The sequence below is a fragment of the Streptomyces sp. NPDC054786 genome (assembly GCF_053611685.1).
Map to the genome: position 1 here is coordinate 46,448 of NZ_JBSHAW010000013.1, position 17,159 is coordinate 63,606.

The 17,159-nt window shown below is 72.5% G+C and carries 13 protein-coding genes and 1 pseudogene; 6 read left to right on the plus strand and 8 right to left on the minus strand.

From position 1 onward, the window contains the following. Positions 1-6 precede the first annotated feature (6 nt). Complete coding sequence (locus tag ACWGI6_RS13270) at positions 7-774, minus strand: SIS domain-containing protein (RefSeq protein ID WP_453267589.1); 768 nt, start codon at positions 772-774, stop codon at positions 7-9. A 194-nt stretch (positions 775-968) separates the two neighbouring features. Between ACWGI6_RS13270 and ACWGI6_RS13275 the strand changes: the two genes are divergently transcribed. Next, entirely contained in the window at positions 969-1,661 is a 693-nt protein-coding gene (locus tag ACWGI6_RS13275; RefSeq protein ID WP_453267590.1) for a metal-dependent transcriptional regulator, read from the plus strand. A 494-nt stretch (positions 1,662-2,155) separates the two neighbouring features. Next, positions 2,156-3,031, plus strand: coding sequence for an alpha/beta fold hydrolase (locus tag ACWGI6_RS13280; protein ID WP_453267591.1), 876 nt, complete (start codon positions 2,156-2,158; stop codon positions 3,029-3,031). Between the two features lie 260 nt (positions 3,032-3,291). Here the strand turns inward: ACWGI6_RS13280 and ACWGI6_RS13285 are convergent, their stop codons facing one another. The 4 genes from ACWGI6_RS13285 to ACWGI6_RS13300 form a co-directional block, all read right to left on the minus strand. Continuing rightward, positions 3,292-4,296 (minus strand): hypothetical protein, encoded by a 1,005-nt coding sequence (locus tag ACWGI6_RS13285; RefSeq protein WP_453267592.1) that lies wholly within the window; start codon positions 4,294-4,296, stop codon positions 3,292-3,294. Positions 4,297-4,436: 140 nt separating this feature from the next. Beyond that, positions 4,437-6,074: a transporter gene (locus tag ACWGI6_RS13290; protein WP_453267593.1), complete on the minus strand. Its 1,638-nt coding sequence runs from the start codon at positions 6,072-6,074 to the stop codon at positions 4,437-4,439. After that, on the minus strand, positions 6,071-6,955 hold the full coding sequence (locus ACWGI6_RS13295; protein WP_393910525.1) for an ABC transporter ATP-binding protein: 885 nt from the start codon (positions 6,953-6,955) through the stop codon (positions 6,071-6,073). The genes ACWGI6_RS13290 and ACWGI6_RS13295 overlap by 4 nt, the downstream gene beginning before the upstream one ends. 129 nt (positions 6,956-7,084) lie before the next feature. Continuing rightward, the gene (locus ACWGI6_RS13300; RefSeq protein WP_453267594.1) at positions 7,085-7,756 is read right to left on the minus strand and encodes a bifunctional DNA primase/polymerase; all 672 of its coding nucleotides are present in this window, start codon (positions 7,754-7,756) and stop codon (positions 7,085-7,087) included. Positions 7,757-8,204: 448 nt separating this feature from the next. Here ACWGI6_RS13300 and ACWGI6_RS13305 point away from each other — a divergent pair, with 448 nt between their 5' ends. Continuing rightward, positions 8,205-9,599 carry a transcriptional regulator gene (locus tag ACWGI6_RS13305; RefSeq protein ID WP_453267595.1) on the plus strand — a complete coding sequence of 465 codons (1,395 nt, stop codon included), beginning with the start codon at positions 8,205-8,207 and terminating at the stop codon, positions 9,597-9,599. A 270-nt stretch (positions 9,600-9,869) separates the two neighbouring features. After that, positions 9,870-11,771, plus strand: a complete 1,902-nt coding sequence (locus tag ACWGI6_RS13310; protein ID WP_453267596.1) for a hypothetical protein — start codon at positions 9,870-9,872, stop codon at positions 11,769-11,771. 192 nt (positions 11,772-11,963) lie between these two features. On the opposite strand, the gene ACWGI6_RS13315 is transcribed toward ACWGI6_RS13310, so the two are convergent. Then, positions 11,964-13,316 (minus strand): ABC transporter substrate-binding protein, encoded by a 1,353-nt coding sequence (locus ACWGI6_RS13315; RefSeq protein ID WP_453267597.1) that lies wholly within the window; start codon positions 13,314-13,316, stop codon positions 11,964-11,966. A gap of 117 nt (positions 13,317-13,433) precedes the next feature. Between ACWGI6_RS13315 and ACWGI6_RS13320 the strand changes: the two genes are divergently transcribed. Beyond that, positions 13,434-13,946 carry an SCO4402 family protein gene (locus ACWGI6_RS13320; RefSeq protein ID WP_453267681.1) on the plus strand — a complete coding sequence of 171 codons (513 nt, stop codon included), beginning with the start codon at positions 13,434-13,436 and terminating at the stop codon, positions 13,944-13,946. 32 nt (positions 13,947-13,978) lie between these two features. Then, the gene (gene purU / locus ACWGI6_RS13325) at positions 13,979-14,869 is read left to right on the plus strand and encodes a formyltetrahydrofolate deformylase (protein ID WP_453267598.1); all 891 of its coding nucleotides are present in this window, start codon (positions 13,979-13,981) and stop codon (positions 14,867-14,869) included. A 166-nt stretch (positions 14,870-15,035) separates the two neighbouring features. Here purU and ACWGI6_RS13330 read toward each other — a convergent pair whose 3' ends face one another. Next, positions 15,036-16,373, minus strand: coding sequence for a zf-HC2 domain-containing protein (locus ACWGI6_RS13330; RefSeq protein ID WP_453267599.1), 1,338 nt, complete (start codon positions 16,371-16,373; stop codon positions 15,036-15,038). 131 nt (positions 16,374-16,504) lie between these two features. Beyond that, a pseudogene (locus tag ACWGI6_RS13335) lies at positions 16,505-17,086 on the minus strand (sigma-70 family RNA polymerase sigma factor); the annotation flags it as partial. Between the last annotated feature and the right edge of the window lie 73 nt (positions 17,087-17,159).

Sequence of the window (17,159 nt, forward strand, 5' to 3'; positions counted from 1 at the left end):
GGCCGCTCACTGCCGGTAGAAGATCCGGTCCGCGTACTCGCCCATCACCCGGGCGTTCCAGTCGTGCCCGCCGTCGACGTTCCCGGAACGCAGCAGCGGCGGGTCGATGCCCCGCTCGGCGAGGGCGCCCGCGGCCGTCGCCACCATGGCCTGCATGATCGCGCTGGTGACGACCGTGGAGGCGGGGGCGAACGGCGCGTCGATCCGCGGCAGCGTCAACTCCGCGTCGCCGACCGGGATCCGGCTGTCCAGCACCAGGTCGCAGTGGTCCTTGAGGAAGCTGCCGGAGGTGTGCCGGGGCTTGGTCGCGTCCGCATACGCCACCGACGTCACGCCGATGACCTTGATGCCGAGGGCGCGCGCGTTCATGGCCATCTCGACGGGCAGCGAGTTCCTCCCGGAGAGCGAGATGATCACCAGCACATCGCCCGCCTCCAGGGGGCTGGTGTCCAGGACGGCCGCGGCCAGCCCGTGGACCCGTTCCAGGGCGCTGCCGAGCGTCGCGGGCCGTACGTCCACGCCGACCACACCCGGGACGGACAGCAGATTCATGATCGCCAGGCCGCCCGCGCGGTAGACCGTGTCCTGTGAGGGGAGCGAGGAGTGCCCGGCGCCGAAGGAGAAGACCCGGCCGCCCGCCGCAACGGTGTCCGCGATCAGCTGCCCGGCCGCGGCGATCCGGTCGCCCTCTTCGTCGCGGACCTGCCGCAGCAGGTCGATCGCGGCGTCGAAGTACTTCCCGGTCAGCCGCTCGCTCCGGTCGCTCTCAGCCATGGACGCGGTCCCCTCTCGTCGCATCACGTCGGATCTGGTCGTATCTGATCAGTGGCGCGGATCACGTTGCGGTCTGGACCAGTGCCCTGTCAATACGGCCGTGAGGGTCCCGTAGGGGACGAGGAGGCACCGTTGTCAGCGAGATGCGTCAGAATTGAGTCCAGGGCCACCGCACCACACATCGAGGGGCACGCATGTCCGGACTGATCGACACCACGGAGATGTATCTCCGCACCGTCCTCGAGCTGGAAGAGGAAGGTGTGGTGCCCATGCGCGCCCGCATCGCGGAGCGGCTCGAACAGAGCGGCCCGACGGTGAGCCAGACGGTGGCGCGCATGGAGCGAGACGGGCTGCTGACGGTCGCGGGTGACCGGCATCTGGAGCTGACGCAGGAGGGCCGGCAGCTGGCGACGCGAGTGATGCGCAAGCACCGCCTCGCCGAATGCCTGCTCGTCGACGTCATCGGGCTCGAATGGGAGCAGGTGCACGCCGAGGCGTGCCGCTGGGAGCACGTGATGAGCGAGGCCGTCGAGCGCCGCGTCGTGGAACTGCTGCGGCATCCGACGGAGTCGCCGTACGGCAACCCCATCCCGGGGCTGGAGGAACTCGGCGAGAAGTCCGAGGTCGACCCGTTCCTGGACGCCGGCATGGTGAGCCTGATGGATCTGGACGCCGGGGCCGAAGGCAAGACGGCCGTCGTGCGCCGGATCGGCGAGCCGATCCAGGCGGACGCGCAGCTGATGTACACCCTCCGGCGGGCCGGTGTGCAGCCGGGCGCGGTCGTGAGCGTGACGGAGTCGCCGGCCGGTGTGCTGGTCGGCAGCAGCGGCGAGGCCGCCGAGCTGGACTCCGAGATCGCCTCACATGTGTTTGTCGCCAAGCGCTGAAAGCAGTTTCAGCCTCTTTCCTTTCCGCACTTCCGGCCGGACCCTTCCCGCGAGCCCGCTGAGCTGCGCTGACGCGTCGCTCGGCGGGTTCGGCAAGTTCTTTCCTGTTGAACGGACTTGTGCGAATCCGTGCGATACGGCCGGTCTCGTGTCACGCTGACGCATGGCCATGCATCGGCCTGTCCTGGCCGGGAGGGGGCTCGGATGCATCCATGCAATACGGACACGGTCAGGGCCCCGGCGCTGCGAGCAGCCGGGGCCCTGCCTCCCCATGTCCCCCGCCCAAGACCCGGAGCCCCGAGCTCCCAGGGTCTTCCCCACGGGCCCCCTTCCCGGTAGGGCCCGCCTCCCGGCAGATGTCTCCCCGTGGCGGGCGCGGCCAATCCTTGAGTGAGGTCACTCGAACGAGGGGTATTGCGCGCCGGAACGGCGCGTTCGAATAGGGGTTCGATAGTGTGGGGCTGCTCAAGGGACGATTGGGGGTGCCAGGGCACATGGTGCAGCGCATCGATGTAACAGGCGTTGGCGGCGTACGCCTCGCCGCCTGGGAATTCACCGACCCGCCCAAGATCGGCGGCGGGCTGGAGGAGAGCGAGCGACGGCCGGGCGTACTCCTGCTCCATGGTCTGATGGGCCGCGCCTCGCACTGGGCCGCCACCGCGCGCCGCCTGAGCGCACGCCACCGCTCCGTCGCGCTGGACCAGCGGGGCCACGGCCGCAGCGAGAAGCCCACCGACGGGCCGTACGACCGCGAGGCGTACGTCGATGACGCCATCGCGGCCATCGAGCAGCTCGGCCTCGCGCCGGTCGCCCTTGTCGGGCATGCCATGGGTGCCCTGACGGCGTGGCAGTTAGCGGCCCGAAGACCAGATCTGGTCAGTGCGCTGGTCATCTGCGATATGCGGGCCTCGGCGCTCGGGGCGGCCTCGCAGCGCGAGTGGACCGAGTGGTTCCGGTCCTGGCCGCTGCCGTTCGCCACCCTCGCGGATGTCCGCAAGTGGTTCGGCGAGGACGACCCGACCCTGGAGCGGCCCCGTCCCGCCCGCGGCGAGTTCTTCGCCGAGGTGATGGCGGAGCGTGCCGACGGCTGGCGCCCCGTCTTCTCCCGCCGGCAGATGCTCACCGCCCGCGAGACCTGGGTCCATGACGCTCATTGGGAGGAGCTCGCCCAGGTGTCGTGCCCGGCCCTCGTCGTCCGCGGCCTCGATGCCGAACTGGGCCGCGCCGAGGCCATGGAGATGGTCCGGGTGCTGCCGCACGGCGCCTACGCCGAAATCCCCGACGCCGGACATCTGCTGCCGTGGGAACAACCCGACGCATGGTGCGCCGCCATCGACCCCTTTCTCCGGACGGCCACGATGCCCAGCTGAGCGGCCCACGTGCTCAGCATGGGGGAGCCCACGTCCTCTAGGCGTTGCCAAGCCCCTGCTCGTAAGGGTGGGGGAGCGGGCGCCCTCGGATGTTGCGGAGCCTGTGCTCGCACGGGTGGGGTGTGTGCGCCCTCAAGGAGTGCGGAAGCGTGCGTGCCGGGACGGCGAAGCGGCGGAGTGTGGCGTCGGGTTGTGCCGGTGGTCGGACGCCCGAGGCAACGACGGCGGCGTGCTTGCCCGCGGTGCGTGGCGCTCGATCGTCAGCCCGGCGGGTGGGTGAAGTCGCCGCGCTGGACACGGTGGGTGAGGGAGTCGCCGTGGCCGCTGAGCAGCGAGCCGTAGCCGCTGGCCGCCCAGACGTTGTCCTCGGCGGGGAGCTCGAAGTACGGGGTGGGGCTGCCGTCCAGCCGGTCGGTGAGGACCTCCGGGGCGCGCCGGGCACGTATCGCGCGCAGGCAGGTCTCGCAGGCGGCCACCTGCAGTTGCTCGCGTCGGCCCGGCGGCCGCCAGGGTATGCGGCGGAGGGCGGGGCCGTGCAGCGGGTGGAAGAAGCACAGCGGGAGCGTGGCCGGGGCCTTGGGGAGGGCCGCCCGGCCCTCGGCGATCAACGCGAACACGCCCGCCAGATCCGGCACTCCACGCGCCCGGTCCAGGACCGTACCGGCCGCGGCGTACGCATCGAGGGCCCGCTCGACGGCCGCCGGGTCGCCCTGCGTGGTGCGCACCTCCTGGCCCAGCCGTACGACCTCCTCGGAGGCACGCTCCCGCAGTCCCGCCTCGTCCGCCGTCCGGGCGGCGGCGAAGACCGAGCGCGGCAGTGCGAACGGCGTCGAGAGATCACGCAGCCGCGACCGGCGCCGCAACAACAGCCCCACAGCGGCCAGCAGCAGCACCGGCCCCACGGCGAGGGACAGGAGCCGTACGAGCGGGGAGCTGTGCGCGGGGCGCGGCGCGGTCTTGTCCGAGGAGCCGCTGCCCGGATGCGTGAGGGCCTTCTCGTACACCGCGTCGCCGTGCTGCGGCAGAGCCATGGCGTACGTCGCCACGCCCGGCCGCCGGGCCTCTCCTACGAAGCGGGGCGCGGCCGGCCGCGGGGCCTCGCGCGCGATCCGGTCGCTGACGTGCGCCGGGTTCCTGCGCAGTTGCTGGGCGAGGTCGGCGTGCTGCGTCGCGGCGCCTGGGGCGGCCGGCGCCGCCTGCACCGCCCCGGCACAGAACAGCATCGCAAGCCAGCCCGTTACCAGCACCATTCCGGTGCGCCGCACCGCCCCCACCACCCCTCGTCCAGGTCGTGGCGACGACGCTACCGCCACCGCGCGCCGGCCGGTGCGGCCTGTGGACAACTTCACGGCGGGGCCGCCGGGCGCGGCCGGACCGGCCGGTCCCGCCCGCCCGGAACGCGACCTCAGCCCTTGCTGACCGCCACCAGAATCTCCGGCAGCCGCCGCGCCACCCGTGGCGCCGCCACCCGCAGTCCCAGCTCCGCGATTCCCACGCCGTAGACCGCACCGACCGGCAGCAGCACCCACAACAGAGAGTGCAGACTGGCGACATGCAGCCAGATGGTCAGGCCCAGCAGCGGCGCGCACAGCACCGCGCCCACCAGTACCCCGCCGAAGAGGCTGAACCACGCGATCGCGCCCTGTCCCGGCGCGACGTTCTTGTTGCCCTCCGAGGGGATCGAGTACGGGAAGACCGCCGACGACAGCGCCCCGGTCGCCAGCAGCGCACCCAGCACGGCCAGCGAGAGCCCGTACACCTCCACGAAGTCCGACCACGGCCCGATGACGGCGGCGGTGCCGACGACGACCAGAGTGACGTACGGGACGGCCACCATCGCCAGCGCGCAGGCGCGCGCCCGCAGCTCCTGGTAGGCGTCCCGTGGGGTGGAGATCGTCGAGGCGACCATCCAGAACGCCGAGGTGTCCTGCCCGAACTGGTTGTACATCTGCGCACCGAGCAGCGCGGACGCCGAGAACGACGTGTAGATGCTGCCGTTGCCCTGCGCGGCCGAGACGACCGGCACGAGCAGGCCGACGCCGAGCGCGGTCGCCCACGCCATCTTCGACTTGGGGTCGCGCCATGCGTAGCGCAGCGTACGGAGCATGACCGTGCCGGTCCGCCCGTCCGGCAGCACCCTCGCGAGCCCTCGCTCCCTCGTACCGGCCCGGCGCGCGCTGTCCTTCTCCACCGCCTGGAGGGTCGAGGAGTCGGGGGACGTCATCAGGGTGGTCAGGGTGCGCTGCCACCACCACAGCAGCAGGACCAGCGCCACCGCCGTCAGCGCCAGGCCGGCCAGCGCCCGCCCGTACGCCCCGTGTCCGGCGTCCTCGACGGCGCTGACCGCCGAGGCCGGCGGCACCCAGCGCAGCACCGTGCCCACCGGCTCCAATACGGACAGGCCGTCCGGCCGACCCAGCTTCTGCGCGGCGATATTGACGCCCTGCGCGCCGATGGCGATGAACAGGCCGCCCAGCACGGCGAGATCACGGCCGCGGCGGCTGGTCAGCAGCCGCACCGAGGCCGTGGCGACCGCGCGCGCCAGCGATACGCACACCAACACCACCAGGACGACGGCCACTGCGCCCACGGCCGCCGCGGCCGCCCCATCCGCGACCGCGATCACCGAGCCGGTGACCAGCGCGAGGGTGACGACCGGCCCGATGCCGACGAGCGAGGCCACCAGCAGCGACACGATCAGGGGCCGCGGCCGCAGCGGCAGCATGACCAGCCGGGTCGGGTCGAGCGTCTCGTCACCCGTGGGGAAGAACAGCGGCAGCGCCGCCCAGCCCAGGGTGAGAATTCCGGTGAGCAGTACGACCAGGGCGCCGACGTGCGCGGTGCCGCGCAGCGCGATCAGCCCCAGCACGACACCGGCGGTGAACAGCAGACCGACCAGGGCGGACGCGATATAGGCCAGCGAGCGGCCGACGGACTGACGCAGCCCGTTGCGCAGCAGCGACAGCTTCAACCGGACGAAGACGCCGGTCAGGGACGGTGCGGAGGCCGGGCGGGCAGCCGCGGCGGCGGATTCGGTGCTCATCGGGCGCCGCCACCACCCAGCCAGTCGAGGTTCTGTCCCGCCCCGCGGCCCCGTGCGCCGACGAGTTCGAGGAAGGCGTCCTGCAGCGAGGGCGCCGCGCCGCGCACCTCCGCGAGCGGGCCGTCCGCACGGATCCGCCCGGCGGCGATCACCGCGACCCAGTCGCACAGCGACTCGACCAGCTCCATCACATGGCTGGAGAAGATCACGGTGGCCCCGGAGTCGGTGTAGCGCTCCAGTACGCCGCGGATGGTCTGCGCCGATACCGGGTCGACGCCCTCGAAGGGCTCGTCGAGGAAGAGGATCTCGGGGTTGTGCAGCAGCGCCGCCGCCAGCCCGATCTTCTTGCGCATACCGGTGGAGTAGTCCACCACCAGCTTGTTCTGCGCGCCGGACAGGTCGAGCACGTCCAGCAGCTGCCCGGCCCGCTTGTCGACCTCGTCGCCCGGCAGACCCCTCAACCTGCCTATGTAGCCCAGGAGTTCACGGCCGGACAGCCGCTCGAAGAGCCGCAGCCCCTCGGGCAGCACCCCGATGCGGGACTTGACGGACACCGGGTCCTGCCAGACGTCGTGCCCGCCGATCTCGACCAGTCCGGAGTCCGGTCGCAGCAGGCCCGTCACCATGGACAGGGTGGTGGTCTTGCCGGCGCCGTTGGGGCCGACCAGCCCGATGAAGCGGCCGGCGGGCAACGTCAGATCGATGCCGTTGACGGCGATCTGCTCGCCGAACTTTTTCCACAGGCCCTGGATACGCACGGCGGGCGGACCGGCCGCGGCGCCCTCCGGGGGCGCGGCCGGCCCGCCCGGAGAAGCGGCGGTGGTGGGCTGCGGCGGTGCCGACTCGGCCCGCTGATCTACGTGTTCCGGCTCGTTCGCCACCGGTCCTGCCCTTCGACGTCCCCGCAGAGGCCGTCCTGGCCCCCGTCCGGCAACCCACGATACGGGCGGGTACCGGACGGCGCCCGGGTGATGGACGCCCCTGGGGACAAGGGGCGGACCGGTCCGGCGTCAGCGCCCCCGGACCGCGGCCGCGTCCCGTGCGCAGGCGTACGCGAGCGGGCTGATCAACTCCTCGGCGTCCGGCAGCCAGCGGTTGGTGGGGGTGGGGCGGCGCGCCCACTGCACCGAGCCGTGCGCGCCCACCCGGGTCGGCGGTGCGGCGATGTACTCACCCTCGCCGCGGCAGATCAGATCGAGCGCGGCCGGCGCCCAGCCCAGATGCCGTACGAGCTTCGGGACCTTCACCGAGGCGCCGGGAAGGACGAGGAAGAGCATCCGGCGGTCGGGGGTGCGGGTCACCGGGCCGAGCGGCAGTGCCATCCGCTCCATACGGGCCAGCGCCAGGCAGCCCGCGGTCTCGGGGACGTCCAGTGCCTCGAACGTCCGGCCCGTCGGCAACAGGATCGAGGCCCGCGGCTGCTTGCTCCACATACGGCGGACGGCGGTCGCGCTGCCGGTGGCCTGTCCGGCCCAGCCGGGGGCGGTGGGGTGCGCGCCGGGCGCTGCGCAGTCACCGGCGTCGCACGAGCAGCGCGGCGTCCCACCGTCGTGCTCCAGCCATGCGCCGGGGAACACGTCCCAGTGCCGTTCCTCCGCGTAACGCACCGCAGTGTCGAGCAGCTGCTCGCCGCGCTGCTTGGGGATCTGCGAGGCTCCTGTGACTCCGATGGTCTCTTCCACGCAGAGGACAACTTCCGGTGTCACCAAGGGTTACGGCCGAATGGCCGACCCCCCGGCGCATCGTTCTCGCACGTGGGGCGCATGGGTGCACCGGTGGGGGCGCATGTGCGGGCGGGGTCCGAGGAGCGGGTAGCCACCTGCGTGACGGGCGGAGAGGCCGCCCGGCGGCAGGCCGCAGTGCACCCGGGGGAGCCCGGCACGGTGGCGCCGTGATCTGTGCACGGCACCGCGCACCCTTCGCCTTGTGAACGAGCGCTCCGCACCGAGGATGCTCCGGACAGGTCCCAAAACGCTCACAACTGAGCATCCGCTGCAAAGTGCGTATCACTCCGATCTCTCCTATCGCGCATATCCCGGATCTCTCGGATATCCGGCATATTCACGGGGAATCGATCACGAGGAACGGCGTTCGCCGGTGAACGCGCCGCAGTACACAGGGGGTACAAGCATGGCCGCCAGGCCACTCGTCGCACGGCAGCCCAACGAACGGCTGCAGTCGCTGATCCAGGAAGCCGCCTGTTCCAACGCGGGGCTCGCCCGCCGCGTCAACATGTGCGGTGCGGAGCACGGTCTCGACCTCCGCTACGACAAGACCTCCGTGGCCAGGTGGCTGCGTGGGCAGCAGCCGCGGGGCCGGGCACCGGCCGTCATCGCGGAGGCGCTGGGGCGCAAGCTGGGGCGCACGGTCACCATCGACGAGATCGGGATGGCCGACGGCAAGAACCTCGCATCCGGGGTGGGACTGCAGTTCTCGCCGACCGTCCTCGGGGCGATCGAGCAGGTCTGTGAGCTGTGGCGCAGCGATGTCGGGCGGCGCGACTTCCTCAGCGGCTCCACGGTCGCGGCCTCGGCGCTGGTCGAGCCCAGCCGCGACTGGCTGATCACGGGCGCGGACAGCCAGGTCGCCCGGAACGCCGGCGCCCGGGTCGGGATCTCCGACGTCGAGGCGGTACGCGCCATGACCACGGCGCTCAGCGAACTCGACCACCGTTTCGGCGCCGGGCATGTCAGGCCGGTCGTCGTGCACTACCTCAACAGCGTGGTCTCGGGGCTGCTGGCCGGTTCGTACCGCGAGTCCGTCGGACGGGAACTCTTCGCCGCCGTCGCGCGGTTGACCGAACTCGGTGGCTATATGGCCGTCGACACCGGCCAGCCCGGCCTCGCCCAGCGCTACTACATCCAGGCGCTGCGGCTGGCCCAGGCGGCCGGAGACCGCGGCTACGGCGGCTACGTCCTGGCCGCGAGCATGAGCCATCTCGCCGCCTCGCTCGGCAACCCCCGGGAGATCGCCCAGCTCGCGCGCGCCGCCCAGGAGGGTGCCCGCGGCCATGTCACCCCACGGGCGGAGGCGATGTTCTGTGCGGCGGAGGCGCGCGGACACGCCCTGATGGGCGACGGCCGGGCCTTCCAGGTGGTGGCCGGCCGGGCGGTCGCCGCGATGGAGCGCGCCGAAGCATCGGCCGAGGCGGGCGACGACCCGATCTGGATCGGCCACTTCGACCAGGCGTATCTGGCCGATGAACTCGCCCACTGTCACCGGGACCTGGGGCAGCCGGGGCCCGCCGGACAGCGTGCGCAGGAGGCGCTGGACGGGCACCCGGCGGGCCGGGCGCGGCGGCGGGCCATCGGTCTGCTGCTGCTGGCCGGTGCCCAGGCGCAGCAGCGGGAGGTGGAGCAGGCCTGCCATACGGGCACCCAGGCGGTGGAGCTGTTGAGCGGGCTGCGTTCCGACCGCGGCGCGGAGTATCTGGAGGACTTCCAGCTGCGGTTGGAGCCCTTCAGGGATGAACCGGTGGTCAGGGAATTCAGTGCCCGGCTGGAGCTGCGGGCCACGGCGGCGTGAACGGCGACGCGTAAAGCGTGCGCCACGCCTCACGGCGGCGGTGACGGCGGTGGCGGCGACGGTGACGGCACGGCGGAGGCGGGTGCGGGGAGCGCTTTGTCATATGTCGTCGGGTTTGTCGTACGACGTCGGGCAGTTCCGGTGACGTGGGCCCGGCCGGTGCGCTCCGGGGTGGGCGGGGGCGTGACCAGGCGACGTGGTCGAACGTTGCTGCGACCCGGTAGCGTGCAGCCGACGATTCCCTAGGTCTGCACGTTGGTAGGAGTCACGGTGACGCAGAGCGGACAGGGTCACGACCCGCAGAATTCTGCGGCCGGTCCCGCGCGAGAGGGCATTGTGCTGCCCGCCAACGGTGAGCCGTGGGTGCCCGACCAGCAGGCCGCACCGCCGGCCGGCCAGCCGTGGGGCCAGCCCTGGGGCCCCGACCGGCAGGCCGCGCCCGCCCCGCAGTCGTACGGCGAGGCCCCCGCCCCGCAGTCGTACGGTGAGGCGCCCGCCCCGCAGCAGGGGTACGAGCAGCCGCAGGCGTACGGCCAAGGCCGGCCACAGGAGTACGGCCAGGCCCAGCAGGGATATGCCCCGGCGCAGGCGCAGCACCACCAGGCTCCTCAGGCCCCTCAGCCGCAGCAGCCGCAGGGCGGCCAGGGCTTCCCGCCGCCGCCCCAGGGGCAGCCGCCGCTACCGCCCCTCCCGCCCTCGATGCCGCAGCAGGCGCCCCAGCAGCCGGGCGCGCCGCTGCCGCCGGCCGGCTCGGCCGCCGAGGCGACGGCGCTCCTGCCGCACGGCGTGCAGAACGGCCACGGTGCGCCCGGCGCACTGCCGCCCGAGGGACAGCAGTACGGAAGCGGCCAGCAGCCTCAGCAGCCGTACGGCCAGCAGCCCCCGCAGCAGCCGTACGGCCAGCAGCCTCAGCAGCCCCAGCAGCAGTATGGGCAGCAGCCGCAGGGGCCGACCGGAGAGCTGGTGCGGGCGACCCCGCAGACCGGCGCGCCGCTGCCGCCCGCCGCGAGCGGCGCGGAGGCCACCGCGCTGATTTCGCCCTTCGACGCGCCGTCCGGCGGTCCCGGTGCCGCGCCACTGCCGCCCGAGGCGTCCACCCGGCCCGAGACGCCCGACGAGTCCACCACGATGCTGCGCGCGATCAAGCCGAACCGGAGCGGACACCGGGGACAGGCCCAGGCCCAGCCGCTGCCCCAGTCGCAGCCGATGCCCGGCGCCCCGGGCGCGGGCGACTCCGAGGCCACCCAGCTCATCCCGCCGGTCGGCGCCGGTGCGCCGCCCCCGCCGCCCGGCGCGCCGTACGGCGTCCGCCCCGGTGCGCCCGGCGACCGCCCCACCCCCGCCGAGTTCGACGGCCTGTTCCGCGACGGGCCGGGTACACCCGGCCAGGCCGGCGCCCCGGACTCCACCGCGCAGTTGCCGCGCTTCGAGGACCCGGGCCGTCCGCCGTACGCCCAGCAGCAGGGCCAAGGCCAGCAGTTCCCGCCCGGCGGCTACGACCAGAAGGGCTCGTACGACGACGACGGGGGCGGCCGCCGCAGGCTCGCCCCGATCGCGATCGTCGGCATCGTCATCGTGGCGCTCGCGGGGGCCGGCCTCGGGCTCGGCTGGGCGCTGAGCGGGGGCAGCAGCGACGACAGCGCGAAGAAGCAGGGCGGCGGAACCGACACGACGAAGGCGGCCAAGGAGTCGGAGCAGCCGAAGCCGTCCGCCGATCCGGCCGAGGCTCAGGCCAAGGGGCTCGACGGGCTGCTGGGCGACAGCAACAACAGCCGCTCCTCGGTGATCGGCGCCGTCAACAGCATCAAGTCCTGCAGCAACCTCGGCGGCGCGGCCAAGGACCTGCGGGCCGCGGCCGGCCAGCGCAGCGACCTGGTGAAGCGGCTGCAGCAGCTGCCCGTCGACAAGATCCCGAACCACGCTCAGCTGACCGCCACGCTGACCAAGGCCTGGCAGTCCTCCGCCGCCGCGGACAACCACTACGCGGCCTGGGCCGGCCAGGTCGGCAGTAAGAAGGGCTGCCACAAGGGCAAGGCCCGGCTCAGCAGGCAGACCGCCCAGGGCAATGTGGCCAGCGGCCAGGCGACCACGGCCAAGAAGCAGGCGGCGCAGATCTGGAACCCGCTCGCCCAGAAGTACGGGCTGACGGAGCGCCGCCCCGAACAGCTCTGAGCAGCGTCCGGGGCGGGCGCCATCGAGCCGCCCGCCCCGCCCGGCAGCCCGTCCGGCGGCCCCTTCCGGGCTGCCCGGCGCCGCGACTCCGGCGGGCTCCCCTCAGCTGCCGGTACGCGGCGGTCCGCCGTCTTCCCGGCCCCCTGAGCTGTCCGTACGCCGCGGTTCCCCGCGACTCCGGCCGGCTCCCCCTCAGCTGTCCGTACGCCGTCGCTCCAGCGTCTTGGTGACGTTCACAAAACCGTCCCGGGCGGCGATCAACTCGCCGTCCCGTACGACCTGGTAGGTCACCATCCCGTTCACGATGCGCGGGAAGTCCTGGACGGCGAGCATGTCGTCGTCCCGCCAGCGCAGCTTCGGGGTCAGCCCGCCGGTGTCGATGGCGTGGTCACCGTGGTCCAGCGTCGTCTGCAGGGCGTGCGAGGTGATGTCCTCGACGCCGTCGTCGTCGAGCTGCCCGACCAGGGCGCGCAGCACGGTGTAGGCGATCCAGGTCGTCTGGACGCCCTGGTCGGCCGGGTCGATGCGGTTGTCCCCGAAGGCGAAGTCGTTGATGACCTTGCGCATCGGCTGCCAGCGCGGATCATGGGCGACCGGGTACCAGCCGGTGATGTCCGCGCCTTCCAGCGGCCCGGCACTGCCGCCCGTACGGTTCAGCAGCGACTGGCCGACGCTGCCCAGGACGGAAGCCACCTGCACCTTGGGACTCTCCTCCTGCAGCCGCCGGAACGAGTCGAAGAACGCGTCCGTGTGGTCGCCGAGCGAGGCTGTCACGCAGGAGCCCGTCGCCTTTCCGCCGGCCGCGGACGTGCCGTAGACGACCGGGTCGGCGCCCACACCGTCCAGTGCGCGGTTCACCTCGGACGAGTAGTCGGTGCCGTCCTCGGGCGCCTTGATGTCCTTGGCCGGGTGCCGACTGCCGCTCACCAGGCCGGAGTTGAGCAGCGACGGCATCTGGTCCCCCTGGATGCTGTCCGGCCGGACCAGCGCCACGCGCTTGCAGTCACGCGCCAGCTGGCGGCCGTTCCCGGCGAGGAGGGAGGCCTGGCCGCCGTTCACGGGGTAGGACAGCGGGCTCTCGAACTCCTCGTCCGAGGCGCCGTAGCCGCCGATGAAGGGGATGCCCTTGACCTCCAGCGGCGACATGAACGAGCGGCCGAACTGGCTGTACGAGCCGACGACGGCGACGGCGCCCTCGTCCACCGCGCGCTGGGCGCAGTGCGCCGCGGTCACCGAGTCGTTGTGCTCGTTGCAGGTCAGCACCTTCAGATGGTGGCCCTTGATGCCGCCCCGGGAGTTGATCCAGCGGGCGTAGGCCTGCGCCATGGCCGGCATACCCGGCATATTGGTCGCCTTGGTGTCCTCGGGGGCCCAGGTCATCACCGTGACCGGGGCCTTCTCCCCGGAACCCTCCGACGCTCCGGCGAGAGAGCCGCAGCCCGAGAGCAGGGACGCGAGGACCGCCGTACACGCCGCCGCCGAAGCGGTCGCGACCGTGGGAGCGGAGGAAAAGGGGCGGGGGAAGGAGCGTCGCCGTCCGGTCATGGGACAGCAGCCTTCCGTCCTGCCCGGAACGGGTTGGTGACGACGAGGCAATGGATGGTGACGTAGAGGTGAACTCCGGGGGGCCGCTTGAGATCATTGGTGAAGAACGTACGATCGATTGCTGTGCAAGGTTCGGAGAAGTCTTCCCGTCGCGGCCGCCGCTCGACCACCATGGGCGGCATGCCACTCAACGACATGCCGTGGTGGCGCTGGCGCAGCAATGTGCGCTCCGCGCTGCACATGCTTTCCGACCCAGGCTTCCAGCAGGAGGCCTGGCTGGCCGGCCTGCCCGGGTACGGAGATGTCACCGACGCCGTCTACCGGCTCGTCGAGGACACCTGGCTGGACAACTGGTCCGCCGAGAAATACGTCGGCACGATCTTCCGGGACTCCCAGGAGGCCCAGCTCGTCGATGTCGCCGTGCTCCGGGTGCTGCGGATCATGCACCAGGTCGGCGCGGACGCCCCGGTGACCGCCTACATGGAGCACGAAGGCTGGCCGGAGGCCGTACGGGCGGCCCGTGAGGCCCATCTGCAGCTGGCGACCGCGGACGGTGAGGACCCCGATGCCGCGCCGCGCTCGTTGGAGGTGCTGGCCATCATGACCGGCGGACCGGACACCCCGGCCTGACCTGCTCGGCAGGTGTGCGACCCTATGAGGTCATGAGCGAGTCGCAGCCCACCCAGCCCGGTCAGCCCGACCGGAACGATCAGTACGTCCTCACCCTGTCCTGCCCGGACAAGCAGGGGATCGTGCACGCCGTCTCCAGCTACCTCTTCATCACCGGCTGCAACATCGAGGACAGTCAGCAGTTCGGCGACCACGACACCGGGCTGTTCTTCATGCGGGTCCACTTCAGTGCGGACACCTCGGTGAGCGTCGACAAGCTGCGGGCCAGCTTCGCGGCGGTGGGCGACTCCTTCGGCATGGACTGGCAGATGCACCGGGCCGACGAGAAGATGCGGATCATCCTGATGGTGTCCAAGTTCGGGCACTGCCTCAACGACCTGCTCTTCCGCTCCCGGATCGGCGCGCTGCCGGTCGAGATCGCGGCGGTGGTCTCCAACCACACGGACTTCGCCGAGCTGGTCGGCTCGTACGACATCCCGTTCCGCCACATTCCGGTCACCCGCGATACCAAGGCCCAGGCCGAGGCGGAGCTGCTGGAGCTGGTACGGACGGAGAACGTCGAGCTGGTGGTCCTCGCCCGCTATATGCAGGTGCTCTCCGACGATCTGTGCAAGGCGCTCTCCGGCCGGATCATCAACATCCACCATTCCTTCCTCCCGAGCTTCAAGGGCGCCAAGCCGTACCACCAGGCGCACGCCCGCGGTGTGAAGCTCATCGGTGCCACCGCGCACTATGTGACCGCCGACCTCGACGAGGGCCCGATCATCGAGCAGGAGGTCGAGCGCGTCGGCCACGAGGTCACGCCGGACCAGCTCGTGGCGATCGGCCGGGACGTCGAGTGCCAGGCGCTGGCACGGGCGGTGAAGTGGCACAGTGAGCGCCGGGTGCTGCTCAACGGGAGCCGGACGGTCGTCTTCGCGTAAGCGCCCGTACGTGCTCGTGAGTGCCCGTAAGCGCCCGCAAGCGCCCGTAAGCCCGAGACTCCGAGAGCGCCCACCCGCAAGAGCCCGTACCGGGCGTGGAAGGCGGGCGGCCGGGCACGACTGCCCCAGGGCCTGTCCGGTGGATCGGAGGCGGACAGGCCCTCGCTCAGAGGCGGGACAGGGACGCGGTCGCGAACAGGACCTCGCGGATCGCGTCGCGTTCGCCGTGCTGACCCGCGGCGGCCTCCTCGGGCGAGATGTGGCCGGCGGCCAGCTGGCAGAACTCGGCGCTGTCCAGGGCGATATGGGCGACCGTGCGGTCCGGGGTGCCGAGCGCGGCCGGTGAGTCCAGCGCTATGTACCAGTGGCCGCCGCCATTGCCCTCGACCTCCAGATGGAGCGTACGGCCCGGGGCGCCCGCCTCGACCAGCCGCTGCGGCGGCGCGGCCAGCCCGGCCCGCCGGCGGTCGGCCAGCGCGCTCGGCAGCAGCCGGGCGGCGAGGTCGACCATCCGGTGGAGGTGCCCGGAGGCCGGCGGCTCGTACGGATAGTCCACCGCCTCCGCGATGTCCCCGGCATGCACCCAGCACTCGAAGGCGCGGTCCAGGAAGGAGTCGCGCAGCGTGAGCCGGAACTCCCCGTACGGCACGGCGAGTTCGGCCACCTTGTCGCCGGCGAACGACACCTGCCGCATCAGCGCATAGCTCTGGTCGCGCCATGGTGCGTGGAGGGCGAGCGGGCTCTGCTCTTCGTCCGGCGTCCGCCAGAACGTTTCCGTACGGATGAGGGGGTCCGGGGTACCCGGCGGGGCGGCCGTGCCGAGCGGATCGGGCAGCCCGAGAGCCGTCGCGACCAGGCCGTCCACCGCCATCAGATGCCCTATGACACCGGCGACGGTGGACTCCCGCTGGACCGGGCGCTCACCCTCGAACCAGCGCAGCCGCACCGGGGCGCGCCACTCCGCCTCGCCCATGTCGCGCAGCAGCGCGTCCAGTTTGGCGGTCTCCGCGTCGTACGGCGTCGCCCACTCGGGCACCGGGATACGGGCCGGGCGGCGGCCCAGGCAGCCCTCCAGCACACGGGAGCGCAGCAGCGGATCGAGGTCGAGGCTGTCGGCGGGATGCAGCAGCCCGACGGCATCGCGCAGCCGCAGCGCCTCGTCCGCACAGGAGGCGCAGTCGGTCAGATGCGCCTCGACCGCGGCCGTCTCCTCGGCGGAGCAGGCCGACAGGGCCCAGGCGCCGAGCAGCGACTTGAGGATCCGGTGCGGCGGGGCGGGCGCCGGGACGGCGAGGGGTGCGGGAGCGGTCAGCTCGGTCACGCGCTCGGCTTCCGGTTCGCTGGGGCCGCCGCCGGTGTCCTTCATCGGGTCGCGGACAGGTACCGGCGGGGCGTCCGGGAGCGGGCCGCGGTCCTCGGCTGCGGTGCGCGGTGAGGGTATCCGCGGCCGTTCGCCGGGGCCGCCGGGGAGTTCCTGGCCGTCCCACTCGTCCGGGCCGTTCACAGGGACCGTCCATGGCCCGGGCCGCCGGGCGGTGCGGAGCTCCCCGGGCCGGTGTGCCGGCTGTGCGGCGGGCGCGGTCCGCGGGGAGCGTGTGGTGCCTGCGGCGTATGGGGCGAGGTGGGGGCGGAGCGCGGGGCGGGAGTGGAGCGGTGAGCGGGCGGCAGCGCCTGGTGGTTGTGGGCGGTGGACAGCAGCTGCAGGCCCAGGCGGAGCCGACGCCGGGCCTCGTCCTCCGTGACGCCGAGGTCGGCGGCGGTCTGGCGGTAGTCCCGGCGCTGGAAGTACGCCAGCTCCAGGGCGGCCCGCAGGGGTGCGGGCATGGACGTGACGATGAAGTCGGCGCGGGCCGCAGTGGAGGCCTCGCGGATCTTCTGCTCTATTTCGGCGGGCGCGGGGGCGTCGGGCCCGCAGTCGCGCGCCGAGGCCGCCTCGGTCTGGCGCAGCCGCTGGACGGCCTGGTGGCGGGTGACGCCGGCGACCCAGGAGCGCAGCGGGCCCTGCTTGGGGTCATAGGAATCCGGGTGCTCCCAGATGTAGCCGAACACCTCGCGGGTGACGCGGTCGGCGGCGTCCTCGTCGTCCAGGACGCGATGGGCGAGGCTGTGCACCAGAGAGGCGAAGCGGTCGTAGAGCTCACCGAGCGCAGCCGCCTCACCATGGGCGAGCCGCTGCTGCATCCGCCTGTCCCACCGCGGTGGGGCGTCGTGTCCCATCGGATCCCCATCCCTGCCCGTCGCCTCCGGGCTCACACCTCAGCCGTCACTCCTGCACCCGCACTTGCCCGGA

Excerpts from the sequence above, each read along its gene's own strand:
- ACWGI6_RS13270 (WP_453267589.1), bottom strand. The coding sequence starts at position 774 with ATGGCTGAGAGCGACCGGAGCGAGCGGCTGACCGGGAAGTACTTCGAC.
- ACWGI6_RS13275 (WP_453267590.1), top strand. The coding sequence starts at position 969 with ATGTCCGGACTGATCGACACCACGGAGATGTATCTCCGCACCGTCCTC.
- ACWGI6_RS13280 (WP_453267591.1), top strand. The coding sequence starts at position 2,156 with ATGGTGCAGCGCATCGATGTAACAGGCGTTGGCGGCGTACGCCTCGCC.
- ACWGI6_RS13290 (WP_453267593.1), bottom strand. The coding sequence starts at position 6,074 with ATGAGCACCGAATCCGCCGCCGCGGCTGCCCGCCCGGCCTCCGCACCG.
- ACWGI6_RS13305 (WP_453267595.1), top strand. The coding sequence starts at position 8,205 with ATGGCCGCCAGGCCACTCGTCGCACGGCAGCCCAACGAACGGCTGCAG.
- ACWGI6_RS13315 (WP_453267597.1), bottom strand. The coding sequence starts at position 13,316 with ATGACCGGACGGCGACGCTCCTTCCCCCGCCCCTTTTCCTCCGCTCCC.
- purU (WP_453267598.1), top strand. The coding sequence starts at position 13,979 with ATGAGCGAGTCGCAGCCCACCCAGCCCGGTCAGCCCGACCGGAACGAT.